This window comes from Arenimonas soli (assembly GCF_014643775.1).
GTDB lineage: Bacteria > Pseudomonadota > Gammaproteobacteria > Xanthomonadales > Xanthomonadaceae > Arenimonas > Arenimonas soli.
The window spans coordinates 240,311-256,976 of sequence record NZ_BMKC01000002.1 but is presented as its reverse complement, the minus strand read 5'-3'; the positions used below and the strand labels follow the sequence as shown (position 1 = coordinate 256,976).

Sequence of the window (16,666 nt, the reverse complement as noted above, 5' to 3'; positions counted from 1 at the left end):
TGCGCGCGCCGGCGGCCTACTCCGCCAGCACCTGGCGCGGGTCGCGGCCGGCCGGGCAGTGGTCGTAGGTGACCGGGATGCCGTGGGCCTCGAGCAGGCCGGCGAACTGGCGCTGGCGCATCTGGAAGTGCTCGAAGGCGCGGCCCAGTCGGGCGGCGTCGGTGTCGGCGGGCGCGAACCCACCTTCGGCCCAGGCATCCATGTCCAGCATCGCCATGCGCACGCCGCCGTTGGCGTAGCGCGCCAGCGGTTCGGGCGGCGCGTCGAGCCACTGTTCACCGTCCGGGGCCAGCAGCGCGGCTTCCACCAGCGGCCACAGGGCGGCGATGCCGGCGTGTTCGAACTGCAGGGCCATCATCGCGGCCAGGTCGTTGATGGTCAGCAGGCGCGCATGTTCCACCGCCGCGCCGAACGCCTCCTGGGCAAACAGCGCGGTGTCGGCCGAGGCCATGCCGGTGTCCAGCAGCACCTGTTCGAGCTGGTCGCCGACCGGCGCCACGGCCGACACCTCGCCACGCAGGACCAACGGCAGCAGCTTGAGCGGGCCGCCGGCGAACTCGGGCGCCGGGGCCAGCCCGGCCGGCAGGCCTTCCTGGCCGGCGCCGAAGCCAATGATGCGGCCGCCGCCGGCTCCCGGTGCGCGGGCAGCGAGGCGGCCCAGTTCGGCGTGCACGGGGTAACCGGGGCGCAGCAGTTCGGCCGGATCGAACAGCCCGGCCACCATCGCCAGGTCCAGCACGGCGGCGTCGGGCACCAGCCGGGCGAGGTCGCGCGCGACCAGGCCGGTGAGTTCGCCGGCCGCGTCCACGGCCAGCGCGAGGCGGCCGGGTTCGGCGCCTGGCGAAAGTTCCAGGGCAAGGGCCGCCAGGACGCTCAGTTCGGGCTTGGACATACGGGTGCGTGCGGTGTCGGGGTATGATCGCCATCATACCTATCGACACACGGACGGCCGGTTCCGAACCCGCCGCAGGCATGGATTTCCAAGACTACAAATCCTTCTGGAACGACAAGGCCAGCACGCCGCGCGGTGCGCTGGTGGCGGTCGACGGCAGCCACGACGAGCGCACGGTCCGGCTTACCGGCGCCTTTTCCGCCGCCCAGGCGCGCGCCGCGCTGGACCTGCAGTCGGGCGACCGCGTGTTCGAACTGGGCTGCGGCGTCGGCCGCATAGGCCGCGAACTGGCCGGCGACGTGGCGCACTGGCATGGCCTGGACATCAGCGAAAACATGCTGGGCGTCGCCCGCGAACGCCTGGCCGGCGTCGGCGACTGCGACTGCGCCTTCAGCGCACTGCAGCGTCCGCGCCTGGACGCGCTGGCCGATGCCTCGATGGACAAGGGCTACTGCGTGGCCGTGTTCATCCACATGGACAAGGAAGATTTCGTGCTTTACCTGCGCGACGTCGCCCGCGTGCTGCGTCCCGGTGGCCTGTTCTATTTCGACCACTGGAACCTGGCGCACCCGGTCGGCTGGCGGCGCTTTGCGCTGGAGTTCGAGCAGGCCGCGCACCTGCCGCCCGGCCAGCGCAAGGACGTGGCGCGCAACCAGTTCGTGGTGCCGCAGGAAGTGGAAGCCTACGTGCGCGGCGTCGGCCTGGAGCCGGTGCTGGTGCTCGACGACTCGCCCTGCGTGCAGGTCGTGGCGCGCAAGCCCGACGGCGACCCGGTCGCCAGCGCGCGCGAAGCCGAACGCCTGCGCAACGCCGTTGCGCGCATCACCTACGGCCAGCAGTGGACCACCTATTTCGACGCCATCGTCGCCGACGAGGCCGAGGCCCGCGGGCCGCATCGGCTGGTGGCCCTGCTGTCGCAGCGTCCCGCCGACGACGGCGTGGCCAACATGTTCCGCGCCTGGATCCATGGCGCCTGGCAAACGCGTCCCGACTGGGGTCCGGTGCCGGCCGGCCTGGAGCCCAGCGCGTGACCCCCCGAACAAGTTCCAGCAAGGAGTGAACCGCATGTCGCCTTCCCGCCGTGTCGCCATCCTGGGCGGTGTCCGCATCCCCTTCGTCCGCAACAACACCGCCTACCACGATGTCGGCAACCTGGGCATGTCGATCAAGGCGCTGGGCGCGCTGGTGGAAAAATTCGGCCTGCACGGCGAACAGCTGGGCGAGGTGGCCATGGGCGCGGTGCTCAAGCACAGCAGCGACTGGAACATCGGCCGCGAGGCCGCGCTCAGTTCCGGCCTGTCGCCGGCGACGCCGGGCATCACCCTGCAGCGCGCCTGCGGCACCTCGCTCGACACGGTCATCACGGTGGGCAACAAGATCGCGCTGGGCCAGATCGAAGCCGGCATCGGCGGCGGCTCCGACACCACGTCCGACGTGCCGATCGCGGTGAACAAGCGCCTGCGCCGCCGCCTGCTGGACGCCAACATGGCGCGCAGCTTCGGCGCCCGGCTCAAGGCCTTCAAGGGTTTCCGCTTCAAGGAACTCACCCCGGAATTCCCGGGCGTCGGCGAGCCGCGCACGGGCAAGTCCATGGGCGAACACTGCGAGATGATGGCCAAGGAATGGGGCATCACCCGCGAAGCCCAGGACCAGCTGGCCTACGAATCGCACACCAAGGCCGCGATGGCCTACGAGCGCGGCTTCTTCAAGGACCTGGTGGTGCCCTTCCGCGGCGTCGAGCGCGACAACATCCTGCGCCCCGACACCACGGTCGAAAAACTGGCCACGCTCAAGCCCGCCTTCGACAAGACCTCGGGCAAGGGCACGCTGACCGCCGGCAATTCAACGCCGTTGACCGACGGCGCCTCCGCGGCGCTGCTGGCCAGCGAAGAATGGGCCGCGGCGCATGGGCTGGAAGTGCAGGCCTACCTGGTGGACGCGCAGGTGGCCGCGGTGGATTTCGTGCACGGCGAAGGCCTGCTGATGGCGCCGTGCTGGGCCGTGGCGCAGCTGCTAAAGCGCAACAACCTGTCGCTGCAGGACTTCGATTTCTACGAAATCCACGAAGCCTTCGCCGCCCAGGTGCTGTGCACGCTCAAGGCCTGGGAAGACCCAACCTTCTGCAAGGAAAAGCTGGGCCTGGACGCGCCGCTGGGCAGCATCGACCGCGAAAAACTCAACGTCGTCGGCAGCTCGCTGGCCGTGGGCCACCCCTTCGCCGCCACCGGTGCGCGCATCGTCGCCACCGCGGCCAAGCTGCTCAAGGAAAAGGGCAAGGGCCGCGCGCTGATCTCGGTGTGCACCGCCGGCGGCATGGGCGTCGCCGCCATCGTCGAACGCTAAGGCGGCAGCAGCGGGATGCCGTGGGCGTTGCGCACTTCGGCCACGGCCGAATCGGCGATCTGCTCGCGCAGGCTGCGGCCGCCCAGGGCCAGTGGCGGTTCTTCACGGCCAATGCGCAGCGCATTGGCGTAGGCGATCTGCGCACGCCCGGCGTCACCCTGGGCGGTGAAGACGTGGCCCAGGCTTTCCCAGGCATCGGCGCCCGCGCCCTGTGCGAGCGCGCGGTGCAGGTAGTCCTCGGCCTTGCCCCACAGTTCCTGTGCGCGGCACAGGCTGCCCAGCGCGGTCAGCAGGCCGGGGCTGGACGGGTGCGTGGCCAGCCAGGCTTCGGCGCGCGCCAGGCGTTTGCCTTCGCGGCCCGGCGGCAGCCGGCCGAACAGCGCGGCCAGTGATTCGTCCCAGTTGGCTTCCAGTGCGTCGGCCACGGCGTGTGCACCAGCGTCTTCCATGCCCAGGGCGGCGGCGCGCTGGGCGAAGGCGCTGGCCACCGGCGAGGCCAGGCGCAGCCGCTGCGGCAGGGCGTGCCAGCGCTGCTGCAGTTCGTCGGCCTGCGGGGCCTGGTCGAGCAGCGCGGCGGTGACGCGAACCTCCAGTGCGGCCAGGGCGTCGGCGTCGGCGACCTGGTCGCGGCGCAGCGTATTGAGCATGGCCTGCGCGTCCAGGGCGCGGCCGGTGGCGACCTGGGCCTCGGCGCGCAGCCAGGCGCCGCGCGGCGGCAGCGGTCCCGGCAGCGCGGCAAGCACTTCCAGGCAGTCATCGGGCTTGCCCTGGGCCAGCAGGCGGTCGGCCTGGTCCAGCGCGGCGGCACCGGGGTCGTGGGCCAGCAGCGCGGCGTGGTGCCGGGCGGCGGCTTCCGCATCGCCGCGGGCGTCGGCGGCGCGGCGCGCGCCCAGCAAGGCCGGCGTGCGCAGCGCGGGCTCGTTGGCGGCCTTGGCCAGCAGCTGTTCGGCACGCTGCCAGCGGCCCTGGTGCAGGGCTTCAAGCCCGTTGACCAGGCGGCCGCGCGCAAGCTGGTGCGCATGCCGGCGCCAGGCCTTGAACGGCAGCCGCAGCAGCCACCACAGCGCCCACAGAGCGAACCACAGCAGGCCCCAGGCCAGCACGAAGTAGGCCAGCGTGGTCGTGTAGGTCAGGCCGCGGTAGCGCACCACCACGTCGCCCAGGTCCTGCGAGAACCAGTGCCAGGCCAGGGCGCCCAGCACCGCCAGCGCCAGCCACCACAGCAGGCTGCGGTAGAGATTCACGGGGTGGCGTCCCGGCCGCGGCGCAGGTCGCGCAGCTGCTGCAGGGCGATACCGGCGTCGGGCAGCGCCGGCGACAGCGGGCGATCGGCCAGGGCGCGCAGGCGTTCACGGCGCTCGCGAAGCGTGGCGTCGTTGGCGTACAGGCGCTGCAGCCACTGGTCGACGCGAACGAGGCTGGCGCGGAAGGCGGCCTCGTCGCGGCGTTCCAGCGCCGTGCGCGCCAGGGCCAGTTCAAGCGCCAGGGTTGCTTCGCCGGTGGCACGGTCGGCGGGGGAAATCAGGTCCTGGCTGCTGCTCGGCCGCACCTGCACCAGGGCGTCGAGGATGCGCTGCCAGCGGGAATCGCCGTCGGCGGCGGCCGGTGGCGCACCGGGTGCGCGGCTCGACAGGCGCGGCAGCGTGGCCTCCAGCGCGTCGAGTTCGCCGGCCGCTTCGTCGCGCGGATCCACGGGCAGTGCCCGCAGCGCCGAAATTTCCTGGGCCAGGGTCTGGCGCAGGCTGATGAACTGCGGGTCGGTCATGGCCGCCAGCGCCTGCTGCGCGAGCACCAGCGAACGGACGGCGCCGTCGGTGTCGCCGGCCACGGCCAGGCGGGCCTGGGCCAGGCCCAGCAGCAGCTCGACTTCGTCCAGGCGCAGGGCTTCGGCGCCTTCGGCGGCCTGCGAACGGACTTCGCGCAGGTTGTCCTCCAGGATGGCCGCACGCTGGCCCAGGCCAAGCACTTCCTCGCGCAGCAGGCCGGTGCGGGCCTGGGTGTCGCCCAGGCGCTGTTCGATGGTCTGCTGGTTGCGGCGCAGCGAGGCCGTGGCCTGTTCGGTTTCCAACAGGCGCGCGTCCAGGGCCTCGGGGCTCAGGTCGGGTCCGGCCTCGGCGGCCGGCGGCTGCTGCGTCCACCACCACCAGCCGCCGACCGTGACCCCGGCAAGCAGGGCCAGGGCCAGCAGCCAGGCCAGCGGGGCGCTGCCACGGCGGGGGCGGGAATCGGGAAGGTCGTCGTGCTCGGTGTCCACGGGGGCATCAACTCGGGAATCGACGCCATGCTACCGGAAGCGACCCTGGGCAACATCGGCGGCCAGGGCCTCGACCATGGTCGCCGGGGCGGCGCCGGTCGCCAGCACGATCGCCTGGAATCCCAGGCCGGCCAGGTGCGCGGCAAGGCGCGGGCTGCTGGCGACCACGGGCCGGGCCTGCAGCCGCGTGCGGCCGCCTTCGTCCAGGCGTCGCCACAGGCCGTCGAAGCCCTCCTGGCTGCTGACCAGCAGGGCGCTGGGTGCCGGCAGTTTGCGCAGCGTGCGCAGCCGCCCGGCGCTGGGATGCAGGGCCTCGCGCCGGTAGACGTTGGCGCGGTGCACCTGGGCGCCCCGCTGGGCCAGAGTTTCGGCGATCAGGCCGCGGCCACCGGGCGCGGTGACCAGGCCCACCGCGTCCAGCGGCGCCTGCAGTTCGGGCAGGGCCAGCAGGGCCTCGGAGTCGGTGCCGGTGTCGGGCACGCGCACCTGTTCGATGCCCGCCCGGTGCAGGGCCTTGGCGCTGGCTTCGCCCAGGGCCAGCCAGCGCTGGCCCGGTGCCGCCGCCAGCGGCAGCTGCCGGCGCGCGAACTGGACCGCGGCGGGACTGGTGACGATGACCAGCGGGCAGGCCAGCGCCGCCTGCAGGGCCGGGCCGGCCGACTGCGGCCGCAGCGCCAGGGTCGAAATGGAAAGCGTGCGCGCGCCAAGCGCCGTGGCCGCGTGCCGTACCGGCGCGTGGCTGCCCGAGGGCCGCAGCGAGATGACGTACCATCCCGCCAGCGTTGGCGCGGACCCAGCCTTGTCCATGGCGCCAGCTTCGCACAGCCCCCGGGGAAACGGCACCGCATGTCCGAGCTAGACGAACTCAATGCCCATTACGACGCCATGCCGCCTGTGCGTGCCATGCAGGTGCGGGCCGTGCACTACGACGGGCGGGTACTGCGGCTGCAGGCGCCGCTGTCGCACAACGTCAATGACAAGGCCTGCGCCTTCGGCGGCAGCCTGGTCAGCCTGATGACCCTGGCCGGCTGGGGCCTGATGACCCTGAAGCTGCGCGAGGCCGGCATCCGCGCCGAGGTCTACGTTGCCGACAGCCAGGTGCGCTACCTGGCGCCGCTGTATGCCGACCTCGAGGCCAGCGCCCGCCTGGCCGACGATGTCGACTGGCCGTCGGTGCTGCAGGCCTGGCAGTCGCGCGGCCGCACCCGTGCCGGCATCACGGCTTCGGTGGCCGGTCCCGACGGGACCGTGGTGGCCGACCTGCAGGGGCGCTTCGCCGCGCTTCGGCCGGCCTGAGACGCCGGGCCCGGGGTGTGCATAATGGCCCCATGAAAACGACCCTTCGTTCCCTGCAGTCCGGCCTGGCCGTGGTGATGGTGCTCGTGATGGCGGTGGTGCTGGCGGCTTGCGCCACCCCCGGCCAGCGCAGCCCGCGCGACCAGCTGCTCTACGACTACGTCAGCGCCGTGCGCTGGAGCGACTTCGACGCCGCGGCCAAGTTCCTCGACCCCGAACTGCTGGCCCGGCAGCCGATGACCGACCTCGAACTCGAGCGCTACAAGCAGTTCCAGGTCTCGGGCTACGAAGTGAAGTCGGCCAGCGAGCCGGCGGAAGGCGCATACGCCCAGGTCGTGGAGATCCGCGTGGTCAACCGCCACACCCAGGTCGAAAAGGTCATCACCGACCGCCAGCAATGGCGCTGGGACGCCGAAGCCAAGCGCTGGTGGCTGGTCAGCGGCCTTCCCGACCTCGACGCCGCCCGCTGACCGGTTTGGCCCGGCGCCCCGCGGGCCGCATAATGCCGGCCCCCACGTTGCCCTGAAGCGCCGTCCATGGATCGCCTGATCGATTTTTTCCAAGCCAACCTGCTGCTGTCCCTGGCCCTGCTGGGCCTGACGCTGGCGCTGGTGTTCACCGAAGTCGCCCGCCTCTTCCGCGGCTTCAAGGGCATCAGCCCCTCGCAGCTGACCCACCTGATCAACCATGAAGACGCACTGGTGCTGGATATCCGCGGCCAGGGCGACTTCGAGAAGGGCCACATCATCGGCTCCCGGCACCTGCTGCCCAGCCAGGTCGACCCCGAAGGCAAGCTTCTGGCCAAGGCCAAGGAAAAGCCCGTGGTCGTTGTCTGCGCCGCCGGCATGACCGCCACCGGCGTGGCTTCGCGCCTGGTGAAGGCCGGCTTCAAGCAGGTCAGCGTGCTCGACGGCGGCATCGGCGCCTGGCAGCAGGCCAGCCTGCCGCTGGCCAAGGGCAAGGCCTGACACACCCTTTCCCGCGGTTTCGCCCGGCCCCGGCCGGCATGCGATAATCCCGGGTCTTTCATCGTCTTACTTCCCGGAGTTCCACCATGGCCGAGCAGAACAACGGCACCGCCGCCGCCGCCCCCACGAACGACCAGCAGGCGCAGTTCACCATCCAGAAGATCTACGTCAAGGACGTCTCCTTCGAGGTCCCGAACTCGCCGCAGATCTTCAACGAGCCCGGCCAGCCGCAGCTCGAGCTCAACCTCAACCAGAAGGTCGGCCGCGTCGCCGACGGCCTGTTCGAAGTCGTGCTGCACGTCACCCTGACCTGCAAGCTGGCCGACAAGACCGTGTACCTGGCCGAAGTGCAGCAGGCCGGCCTGTTCGCCCTGGCCAACTTCGACGAACGCACCCTGGACATGATGCTCGGCACCTACTGCCCGAACGTGCTGTTCCCGTACGTGCGCCAGACCCTGGGCGAGCTGGTGTCCAACGGTGGATTCCCGCCGTTCTACCTGCAGCCGATCAACTTCGAGGCGCTGTATGCCGAAGGCCTGCGTCGCCGCGCCGAACAGGCCCAGGGCGGCCAGGCCCCCGAGGCCGGCAACGCCTGAAGCCGGGCGCGCCGATGAACTCGGCCAAGCCGACGTTCGCCGTGCTCGGGAGTGGTTCCTGGGGCACGGCGCTCGCTTCGCTGATCGCCCGCAACGGGCATCCGACCACGATCTGGGGGCGCGACGCCGCCCAGGTCGAGGCCATCACGCGCACGCATGAAAACCCCCGCTACCTGCCGGGCATTTCCCTGCCGGACTCGCTGCAGGCCAGCACCGATATCGCCGCCACCGTCGCCGGCGCCGACTTCGTGCTGGTGGTGACGCCCAGCCACGCTTTCACACAAACCCTGCGCGCGCTGGCGCCGCACCGGCGCAGGCACGCCGGCGTGGCCTGGGCCACCAAGGGCTTCGAGCCCGGTTCCGGGCGGTTCCTGCATGAAGTCGCCGGCGAGGCGCTGGGTCCCGGCGTGCCGCTGGCCGTGGTCACCGGCCCGTCCTTCGCCAAGGAAGTGGCGCAGGGCCTGCCGACCGCGGTGACCGTGCATTCGGACGACGAATCCTTCGCCCAGGACGTGGCCGAATCCCTGCATGGCGCCGCCTTCCGCGCCTACACCGGCAACGACATGCTTGGCGCCGAGCTCGGCGGCGCGATGAAAAACGTACTGGCGGTCGCCACCGGCGTCGCCGACGGCATGTCGCTGGGGCTCAATGCCCGGGCCGGCCTGATCACCCGCGGCCTGAACGAAATGCTGCGCCTGAACGTCGCCATCGGCGGCAAGGCCGAAACCCTGATGGGGCTGGCGGGCCTGGGCGACCTGGTGCTCACCTGTACCGGCGATCTCTCGCGCAACCGTCGCCTGGGCCTGGCCCTGGGCCGCGGCCAGTCGATCGCCGACGCGGTGGCCGCCATCGGCCAGGTGGTCGAGTCGGTCCAGACCGCCGACGAAGTCATGCGCCTGGCCGAACGCCACGGCGTCGAACTGCCGATCTCCGCGCTGGTGCGCGAAGTGCTTCATGGCCACATGACCCCGGTCGAAGGCCTGAAGATGCTGCTGGCCCGCGAACAGAAGCCGGAGTTTCCCGAAGGCCTGTTCTAGGCCCCCGGAAAACCCCGGCCGCGGGGTCGTGCTTCGTGCTTAGAAGCTGGCGCGCACGCCCAGCTGGTAGGTTTCAGCATCGTCGCCGAAGGTGACGTCGCCGGTGATGCCCCAGGTCGGGGTCAGCTTCACCAGGCCACCCACCGTGCCGCTGAAGTCACCGTCGATGTTGTCGCCGTCGACGTAGTTCGCCTTCACCAGGCCTTCGACGCGGTCGGTGAGGCCACTGCGCAGGCCCACCGAGGTGCGGTAGCCATCGCTGTCAACGGCGCCGCCGGGCACCTGGACTTCGACATCGCGGTAGGCGGCTTCGGCGAACAGGTCGGTGCGGTCACTCAGCGGATGGGCGTAGCCCAGGCCCAGTTCGCGGCCATCGAGCACCAGCGGCGAATCCTCCACGTCCAGGCGGGTGACGCCCGCCAGGCCATAGACGTTGGACTCGCCGAACTCGAACGAGCCGCGCACCGCGTGGCCTTCGGCATTGCCGTCGGCATTGACGTAGCTGCCTTCGACCCAGGTGTTGCTGGGTGCTTCCTGCGCCTGCGCGGCGAACGGCAGGACGGCGGCGAGGGAGAGGGCAATCGCGAGGTTCGAACGTTTCATGGGGGATTCCTTTCTTCTTTGGGGGGACGCCCGACGTTTCCCGGGCAGGCACGAGTATTGGTGTCGCGCCCGAACACGCGGTTAACGACGGCGCGAAACTGAAGGAACCCGGGGCTGAACGCATTCAGCTATCACGACGGGCAATGAACGCGGCCAGCAAAAAGGCCCGGCTTTCGCCGGGCCTTGTGCAAGAGGATTCGCGCGCGGAGGCGCCCTTGCAGGGAACTGCGCGTCAGAAGCTGGCGCGCACGCCGACCAGGTAGGTCTCGCCGCCGTCGCCGGCTTCGATCTCGCCGACCATGCCCCAGGTCTTGGTGAACTTGTACTGGGCGCCGACGGTGGCGGTGAAGTCGCCGTCGAAGTCATCGCCGTCGGTGTAGTTGGCCTTGATCACGCCCTCGAAGTTGTCCGAGAACGAACCCCGCAGGCCGACCGAGGCGCGGTAGCCGTCGACGTCGCCGAAGCCATCGACGTCGGAGTTGAGGTAGGAGAACTCGGCCAGCAGGTCGGTGTTGTCCGACAGGCCGTGGGCGTAACCCAGGCCGATGTCGAAGGAATCGACGTCAATATTGGTGTTGTCGATTTCGACGACGTTGAAGCCGCCGAAGCCGTAGAAATTCGATTCACCGAACTCGAGCGAGCCACGCAGGCCGAAGCCGTCGGCATCGCCGTCGACGTTGATGTAGTCGGCTTCGATCCAGGTGTAGCTGAGCTTGTCGTCGGCCTGGGCGGACAGCGGCAGAAGGGCGGCAAGGGCCAGGGCAATCAGGGAGCGCTTCATCGTTTTGGGTTCCGTTTTTTGTGGGGCCCCGTCTGGCGGGGTGAGCGGAGTATCCATTCGGCACCACAACGGAAGATTAACGAAACGCGGTTTTTCGCCTGCCCCTGTCGTCAGTCATGGGTGCCGGCGCCGTCGTACCCGAGCTGGCGCCAGGCTTCGAAGACCGCCACGGCGACCGCGTTCGACAGGTTCAGGCTGCGCTGCCCGGCGCGCATCGGCAGGGTCAGCCTTTGGTCGTCGGGAATGGCGGCAAGCACGTCCGCCGGCAGCCCGCGTGTTTCCGGTCCGAACAGCAGTGCGTCGCCGGCCCGGTAGTGCACCCGGTCGAACCGTTGAGAGGCGCGCGCACTGAAAGCGAACACCCGCGCCGGGCCCAGCGCGCGCAGGCAGTCCTCCAGCGAGGCGTGCTTCTGCACGCGCGCCCACTCGTGGTAGTCGAGCCCGGCGCGGCGCAGCCTGGCGTCGTCGAGCGCGAAACCCAGGGGTTCGACCAGGTGCAGGTGGGCGCCGGTGTTGGCGCACATCCGGATCACGTTGCCGGTGTTGGGCGGGATCTCGGGCTGGTAGAGGATGACGTGCAGCATCGCGGCATTATCGCCGCGCCCGGGCCGGGCCGGGGTCCAGGATCAGGACGCGCAGTTGAGGCGGCGGGTCAGCAGGCCCAGGTCGCCGGGCATGCGCGCCAGGTCCAGCGGGCCGGCCTTGTGCCGGGCGGGGTCGCAGCCAAGACCGGCGGCCACCGCGTTTTCCACCACGTCGCCGAGGCTGGGCGGCGGCAGGTGCACGGCCAGCAGGCCGACGGCGACCAGGGGCAGGGCGAACAGGCTGCGGCGAAGTTGGCGGTCGTAGGTCATGGGAAGCTCCCAGGGCGGTCTTGCCAGGAAAGCAGCAGGAACCGTGCCAAGCCCGTCTTCGCTTTAAAATCAATGCATTGCAGTGCCAGGACGGTGTCCGCGCTCAGCCGCGGACACGGCAGGCGGACAGCGGTTCGGACGCCAGCGCCTGCCAGCGGGCCTCGTTGGCCGGCTGCGCCGGGCGCGGGAAGTCGATGCGCGTCTGGAGCTGCTCGTCGCCCTGGTCGTCGCGCAGGTTGCTCAGGCCTTCGAACCACAGCAGGCGCCGGCTTTCACGGCCGTAGGCCACGTCGATGTGCGGCGCCAGCAGGCCCAGCAGCCCGCCCAGGCGCAGGCGGAAGATTTCGGCGCCTTCGCCCGCGACCTCGCTGCTGCCACGCCGGCGCACGGTGAAACCATAGCTGTCGAGCCGCGAGGGCACCGCGAATTCAAGCGGCACCGCGTCACCGGCCAGCAGCGGCTGCCAGTGCTGTCGGATGAACTCGTCGAAGCCCGCGTCGGCGACCAGGCCGGCGCCGGCGTCGAGCGTCGCGCTGCGTTCGGCGTCGCCGGCCGAGGCCTGCACCCACAGCTGCGTGTCGGCGCCGCCGCGGCGCAGGCCTTCGCGATAGCCCAGACGCACGTCCTCGAAATGGAAGGCCGGCGCAAGCGCCGATGCGGCGTAGTCCACGCGCTTGCGGGCGAAGGCCGTGCCGTCGGCGCAGCGGTACACCACCAGCCGCTGGCGCAGCTGCTGGTCCTGGTGCCTGAGCAGGTGGTCTTCGGTGTAGAGCAGGTCGCCGGTGTCCGGGTCGCGCGCCGAGGCTTCCTGGAAACCCAGCGCCGCCAGCGCCGGCAGCGGTGCCAGCGCCAGGCAGGCAAGCAGCACGTGGCGCAGGCTCACCATGGCAGCGGCGCGCCGCTGCGGTCGACGAACTCGCCGGCGCCCAGGTCCGGGCGGCGGTCGAGCATGTCCAGCAGCTCGTGCACCGATTCCCGGGCGGTCACCGGCGCCTTTTCGCCGCCCATTTCCGTGCGCACCCAACCGGGGCTTGCCGCCAGCACGCCGATGCCCAGGGGCTTGAGCGCGTGCGCCATCTGCACCGTGGCCATGTTCAGCGCCGCCTTGCTGATGGCGTAGCTGGGCGTGCCGAAGGACGTCGCCAGCGCGATGGCCCCCAACCGCGAGGAGATGTTGAACACCCGTGGCCGCGTGCCCCGGGCCAGCAGCGGCGCCAGCGCCTGGGCCAGCATCAGCGGCGCGACGGTGTTCACGCGCAGGGTCTGTTCCAGCACCGCGGCTTCGATCTGGCCGAAGCGTTCGCCCGGGGGCAGAACGCCGGCGTTGTTCACCAGCAGGTCGACGGCCTCGTGGCCGGCCGCGACTTCTGCCACGAAAGCCGCGCGCGACCGCTCGTCGGCCACGTCCAGCGGCACCACGTGCACGTGGCCGGGATAGGCGGCGGCCAGCTCGGTGAGGGCGTCGGCGTGGCCGGGCTGGCGGCAGCCGGCCACCACGCGGTCGCCGCGCGCCAGCAGCTGGCGCGTGAATTCCAGGCCCAGCCCCCGGTTGGCCCCGGTGACGATCACGGTTCGTGTGGTTTTCACATCCATGCCTCCGACTATGGCCTCCGGCCTAGTGTATGGCCCGTCAAGGCAGGCTAGGATTCAGGGCTTCGCGACGTCCCGGACCGATTCCACAGGAACCCACGCATGACCCAGACCCGTCAACCGCGCCTGCGTGCGCTCGTGCTCGCCCTTGGCTTCGCCGTGGCCGCCCTCTCGCCGGCGTACGCCAGCGAACAGGCCGCCGCGGCGGAAAGCGCCGTGAAGGCCGACATCCCCTTCGAGCAGTTCACCCTGCCCAACGGCCTGCGCGTGGTGGTGCATACCGACCGCAAGGCGCCGGTGGTGGCGGTGAACATCTGGTACCACGTGGGCTCCAAGAACGAGCTGCCGGGCCGCACCGGCTTCGCGCACCTGTTCGAACACCTGATGTTCCAGTCCAGCGAAAACCACGAGGGTGAGTTCTTCACGCCCTTCGAGCTGGTCGGCGCGACCAACCAGAACGGCACCACCAACTCCGACCGCACCAACTATTTCCAGAACGTGCCGACCACGGCCCTGGACATGGCGCTGTGGATGGAATCGGACCGCATGGGGCATTTCCTGGGCGCGGTCAGCCAGGACGTGCTGGACGAACAGCGCGGCGTGGTCCAGAACGAAAAACGCCAGGGCGAAAACCAGCCCTACGGCCAGGTCTTCGAGCGCCTGCTCAAGGCCAGCTATCCCGAGGGCCACCCCTACCGCTGGCCGGTGATCGGTTCGATGTCCGACCTCAACGCCGCCTCGCTCGAGGACGTGCGGCGCTTCTTCAAGTCCTGGTATGGCCCCAACAACGCCGTGCTGGTGCTGGCCGGCGACATCGACGTGGAAACGGCGAAGGAAAAGGCCACCAAATACTTCGGCGGCATCCCGGCCGGCCCGACCCTGGCCCAGCCGGCGGTGGACCCGGCGCCCCGCACCACGTCCACGCGCGATGAATTCACCGACCGCGTGCCGCAGGCACGCGTGTACCGCACCTGGAACATCGCCGAATTCGGCAACGCCGACGTCGAACGCCTGCAGCTGCTTTCACAGGTGCTGGGTGGCTCGCGCGCCTCGCGCCTGGACAAGCGCCTGGTGCACGGCGACAAGATCGCCGACCGCGTTTCGACCTCCGCCTGGGGCTCGCAGCTGGGCGGCATGTTCTACATCCAGGCCGACGTGAAGCCGGGCGTTGACCCGGCGGTCGTCGAAAAGGCCATCGAAGAGGAGGTCACCCGCCTGCTCGCCGAAGGCCCGACCGCCAGCGAGCTCGAACAGGCCCGTACCATCTTCAAGGCCGGCTTCATCCGCGGCATCGAGCGCATCGGCGGCTTCGGCGGCAAGGCCGATGCCCTGGCCGAGTGCACCGTCTACATGCAGGACCCCGGCTGTTTCCGCGAAGGCATGGCCACCATCGAATCCGCCACCGTCGCCGACATCCAGGCCGCCGGCCAGCGTTGGCTGGCCAAGGGCGACCACACCATGGTGGTGACGCCGGGCGACCGCGTGGCCACGGTCGAGCAAGAAAGCGACTCGCACCCGGACATGGCCGAGGTGCCGCCGGCGGACCCGAAATACCGCACCGTAGAAACCAAGGTCGACCGTAGCCAGGGCCCGCCGGTCACCGCCGAATTCCCGGACCTGATGTTCCCCGAACTGCAGCGCTCGACGCTGTCCAACGGCGTCACCGTCGTACTGGCCGAACGCCCGGGCCTGCCGATCGTGCAGATGAGCCTGCAGCTGCCCGGCGGCTACGTCGCCGACGCCGGCCGCAAGCTCGGCACCGCCAGCTTCACCATGGGCATGCTCGACGAAGGTGCCGGCAAGTACGACGCCCTGGGTTTCAGCAATGAGGCCGAGCGCCTGGGCGCCAACCTCGGCGCCAGCGCCGCGCTCGACGGCGGCAGCGCCTACCTGTCGGCGCTTAAGGAAAATCTCGACGCATCGGTGAAGCTGTTCGCCACCATGCTGCGCACGCCGCGCTTCGAGCACAACGAGATCGAACGCGTGCGCCAGGGCTGGATTTCCACCATCAAGCAGGAAAAGGCCCGGCCGAACTCGTCCGCCCTGCGCCTGCTGCCGCCGCTGCTGTACGGAGAAGGCCATCCCTACGCCATCCCGTTCTCGGGCACCGGCGAAGAGGCGTCCATCGCCTCGCTGACCCGCGACGACCTGCTGGCCTACCACCGCGATTTTGTGCGCCCCGAGGGCGCCACGCTGATCGTGGTCGGCGACACCACCATGGCGGAAATCGTGCCGGTGCTCGAAAAGCACCTGGGCGGCTGGCGTGGCCAGGGCACGGTCCCGGCGCTGCCGGAAATCGGCGGCGTGGACCTGCCGGCCAAGCCGCGCGTGTTCCTGGTCGACCAGCCGGGTGCCATCCAGGCCAACATATTCGTGGGCCAGCTGGCACCGTCGACGATGGACCCGAAGGCGACCGAGTTCGAGATCGCCAACTCGGTGCTGGGCGGCGAGTTCAGCTCGCGGCTCAACATGAACCTGCGCGAGGACAAGCACTGGGCCTACGGCAGCTACAGCTTCGTGCAGGCGGCCAAGGGCCAGCGCCCGTGGCTGGCCTACGCGGCGGTGCAGATCGACAAGACCGCCGAGTCGATGGCCGAACTGCAGCGCGAGATCAGCCAGTACGCCACCGGCGAGGCGCCGGCCAGCCCGGAGGAAGTGGCCAAGATCCAGGCCAGCGAAATCCGCAGCCTGCCGGGGTCGTATGAAACCGCCAGCGCCGTGCTCGGCGCCATCGCGGGCATCGTGCGCTACCAGCGCCCGGACGATTACGTGGTGCAGCGCCAGGCGAAGATCGAAGCGCTGACCCCCGAGGTCGTCAACGCCGCCGCGGGCACCATCCAGCCCTCCGCCCTGACCTGGGTGGTCGTGGGCGACCTGTCCAAGATCGAGGAAGGCATCCGCGGCCTCGACCTGGGCCAGGTGCAGGTGATCGACGCCGACGGCAAGCCCGTCGGCGAATAAGCGGCGCGATACATTGCCGGTTCAGCACGGGCGGGGCGACAATCCCGCCCGTGTCATTTCCGACATTCCGTGTTCCACCAAGGGAGTACCGCCGCATGCGCCATCTCGTGATCAGTGCCGTCCTCGTCGCCGCCCTCGGTGGCTGCACCTGGGTGAAGATGGCGCCGGGAGGTGCCGCGGTGAAGGTGGCCGCCGCCGGACAGGACCTGTCGGCGTGCGAGAAGCGCGGCGAGGTATCGGTGTCCGTGCGTGACCGGCTGGGCCCCTACGAGCGCAACAACATCAAGGTGCGCGACGAACTCGAGACGCTGGCCCGCAACGAAGCCCCGGGCCTTTCGGCCGACACCGTGCAGCCCAAGGGCGAACCCGACGACGGCGAGCAGCGCTTCCTGGCCTACCGCTGCCGCGGCGCGATGCCGGCCGCCGGCGCCCCGTCGGGCCCCGCGGCCACGGACGACCGGGCCGAGACCTATCCCATCGAAGACTGAGAC

At 70.4% G+C, this 16,666-nt stretch carries 19 protein-coding genes; 9 read left to right on the top strand and 10 right to left on the bottom strand.

The window, feature by feature from the left end; all coding sequences use genetic code 11:
- Positions 1 to 16: 16 nt before the first annotated feature.
- Entirely contained in the window at positions 17 to 892 is an 876-nt protein-coding gene (locus IEX13_RS09310; protein WP_188663472.1) for a hypothetical protein, read from the bottom strand.
- Positions 893 to 972: 80 nt separating this feature from the next.
- On the opposite strand from IEX13_RS09310, the gene IEX13_RS09305 reads away from it, so the two are divergent.
- Both IEX13_RS09305 and IEX13_RS09300 read left to right on the top strand, forming a co-directional pair.
- The gene (locus tag IEX13_RS09305; protein ID WP_188663470.1) at positions 973 to 1,923 is read left to right on the top strand and encodes a class I SAM-dependent methyltransferase; all 951 of its coding nucleotides are present in this window, start codon (positions 973 to 975) and stop codon (positions 1,921 to 1,923) included.
- A gap of 34 nt (positions 1,924 to 1,957) precedes the next feature.
- The gene (locus tag IEX13_RS09300; RefSeq protein WP_188663469.1) at positions 1,958 to 3,235 is read left to right on the top strand and encodes an acetyl-CoA C-acetyltransferase; all 1,278 of its coding nucleotides are present in this window, start codon (positions 1,958 to 1,960) and stop codon (positions 3,233 to 3,235) included.
- On the opposite strand, the gene IEX13_RS09295 is transcribed toward IEX13_RS09300, so the two are convergent.
- From IEX13_RS09295 to IEX13_RS09285, 3 genes are read right to left on the bottom strand one after another with little or no spacing between them, the layout of a single operon-like run.
- Positions 3,232 to 4,479, bottom strand: coding sequence for a heme biosynthesis protein HemY (locus tag IEX13_RS09295; RefSeq protein WP_188663467.1), 1,248 nt, complete (start codon positions 4,477 to 4,479; stop codon positions 3,232 to 3,234). The genes IEX13_RS09300 and IEX13_RS09295 overlap by 4 nt on opposite strands.
- Positions 4,476 to 5,489: a uroporphyrinogen-III C-methyltransferase gene (locus IEX13_RS09290; RefSeq protein ID WP_188663465.1), complete on the bottom strand. Its 1,014-nt coding sequence runs from the start codon at positions 5,487 to 5,489 to the stop codon at positions 4,476 to 4,478. Before IEX13_RS09290 ends, IEX13_RS09295 begins: the two co-directional genes overlap by 4 nt.
- Positions 5,490 to 5,519: 30 nt before the next feature.
- The gene (locus IEX13_RS09285) at positions 5,520 to 6,296 is read right to left on the bottom strand and encodes a uroporphyrinogen-III synthase (protein ID WP_188663463.1); all 777 of its coding nucleotides are present in this window, start codon (positions 6,294 to 6,296) and stop codon (positions 5,520 to 5,522) included.
- Between the two features lie 39 nt (positions 6,297 to 6,335).
- Between IEX13_RS09285 and IEX13_RS09280 the strand changes: the two genes are divergently transcribed.
- From IEX13_RS09280 to IEX13_RS09260, 5 genes are all read left to right on the top strand, one after another.
- Positions 6,336 to 6,785, top strand: a complete 450-nt coding sequence (locus IEX13_RS09280; protein ID WP_188663461.1) for a YiiD C-terminal domain-containing protein — start codon at positions 6,336 to 6,338, stop codon at positions 6,783 to 6,785.
- Positions 6,786 to 6,817: 32 nt separating this feature from the next.
- The gene (locus tag IEX13_RS09275; protein ID WP_188663459.1) at positions 6,818 to 7,255 is read left to right on the top strand and encodes a hypothetical protein; all 438 of its coding nucleotides are present in this window, start codon (positions 6,818 to 6,820) and stop codon (positions 7,253 to 7,255) included.
- Between the two features lie 66 nt (positions 7,256 to 7,321).
- Complete coding sequence (locus IEX13_RS09270; RefSeq protein WP_188663457.1) at positions 7,322 to 7,753, top strand: rhodanese-like domain-containing protein; 432 nt, start codon at positions 7,322 to 7,324, stop codon at positions 7,751 to 7,753.
- 86 nt (positions 7,754 to 7,839) lie between these two features.
- Positions 7,840 to 8,349, top strand: coding sequence for a protein-export chaperone SecB (secB, locus tag IEX13_RS09265; RefSeq protein WP_188663455.1), 510 nt, complete (start codon positions 7,840 to 7,842; stop codon positions 8,347 to 8,349).
- A gap of 14 nt (positions 8,350 to 8,363) precedes the next feature.
- Positions 8,364 to 9,386 (top strand): NAD(P)H-dependent glycerol-3-phosphate dehydrogenase, encoded by a 1,023-nt coding sequence (locus tag IEX13_RS09260; RefSeq protein WP_188663453.1) that lies wholly within the window; start codon positions 8,364 to 8,366, stop codon positions 9,384 to 9,386.
- A gap of 39 nt (positions 9,387 to 9,425) precedes the next feature.
- On the opposite strand, the gene IEX13_RS09255 is transcribed toward IEX13_RS09260, so the two are convergent.
- The 6 genes from IEX13_RS09255 to IEX13_RS09230 all read right to left on the bottom strand — a co-directional run bounded on the left by IEX13_RS09255 (position 9,426) and on the right by IEX13_RS09230 (position 13,211).
- Positions 9,426 to 9,989: a hypothetical protein gene (locus IEX13_RS09255; RefSeq protein ID WP_188663452.1), complete on the bottom strand. Its 564-nt coding sequence runs from the start codon at positions 9,987 to 9,989 to the stop codon at positions 9,426 to 9,428.
- 232 nt (positions 9,990 to 10,221) lie between these two features.
- Entirely contained in the window at positions 10,222 to 10,770 is a 549-nt protein-coding gene (locus IEX13_RS09250) for an outer membrane beta-barrel protein (protein ID WP_188663450.1), read from the bottom strand.
- 110 nt (positions 10,771 to 10,880) lie between these two features.
- Positions 10,881 to 11,354, bottom strand: coding sequence for a tRNA (cytidine(34)-2'-O)-methyltransferase (locus IEX13_RS09245; protein ID WP_188663448.1), 474 nt, complete (start codon positions 11,352 to 11,354; stop codon positions 10,881 to 10,883).
- A 42-nt stretch (positions 11,355 to 11,396) separates the two neighbouring features.
- Positions 11,397 to 11,624, bottom strand: a complete 228-nt coding sequence (locus IEX13_RS09240; RefSeq protein WP_188663446.1) for a hypothetical protein — start codon at positions 11,622 to 11,624, stop codon at positions 11,397 to 11,399.
- A gap of 103 nt (positions 11,625 to 11,727) precedes the next feature.
- Positions 11,728 to 12,507, bottom strand: coding sequence for a hypothetical protein (locus IEX13_RS09235; protein ID WP_188663445.1), 780 nt, complete (start codon positions 12,505 to 12,507; stop codon positions 11,728 to 11,730).
- Positions 12,504 to 13,211 carry an SDR family oxidoreductase gene (locus tag IEX13_RS09230; RefSeq protein ID WP_229668509.1) on the bottom strand — a complete coding sequence of 236 codons (708 nt, stop codon included), beginning with the start codon at positions 13,209 to 13,211 and terminating at the stop codon, positions 12,504 to 12,506. Before IEX13_RS09230 ends, IEX13_RS09235 begins: the two co-directional genes overlap by 4 nt.
- Before the next feature lie 105 nt (positions 13,212 to 13,316).
- On the opposite strand from IEX13_RS09230, the gene IEX13_RS09225 reads away from it, so the two are divergent.
- Both IEX13_RS09225 and IEX13_RS09220 read left to right on the top strand, forming a co-directional pair.
- A complete protein-coding gene (locus IEX13_RS09225) occupies positions 13,317 to 16,175 on the top strand; it encodes a M16 family metallopeptidase (RefSeq protein WP_188663443.1) in 2,859 nt (952 codons plus the stop codon).
- A 95-nt stretch (positions 16,176 to 16,270) separates the two neighbouring features.
- Positions 16,271 to 16,663 (top strand): DUF4156 domain-containing protein, encoded by a 393-nt coding sequence (locus IEX13_RS09220; RefSeq protein WP_188663442.1) that lies wholly within the window; start codon positions 16,271 to 16,273, stop codon positions 16,661 to 16,663.
- Positions 16,664 to 16,666 lie beyond the last annotated feature (3 nt).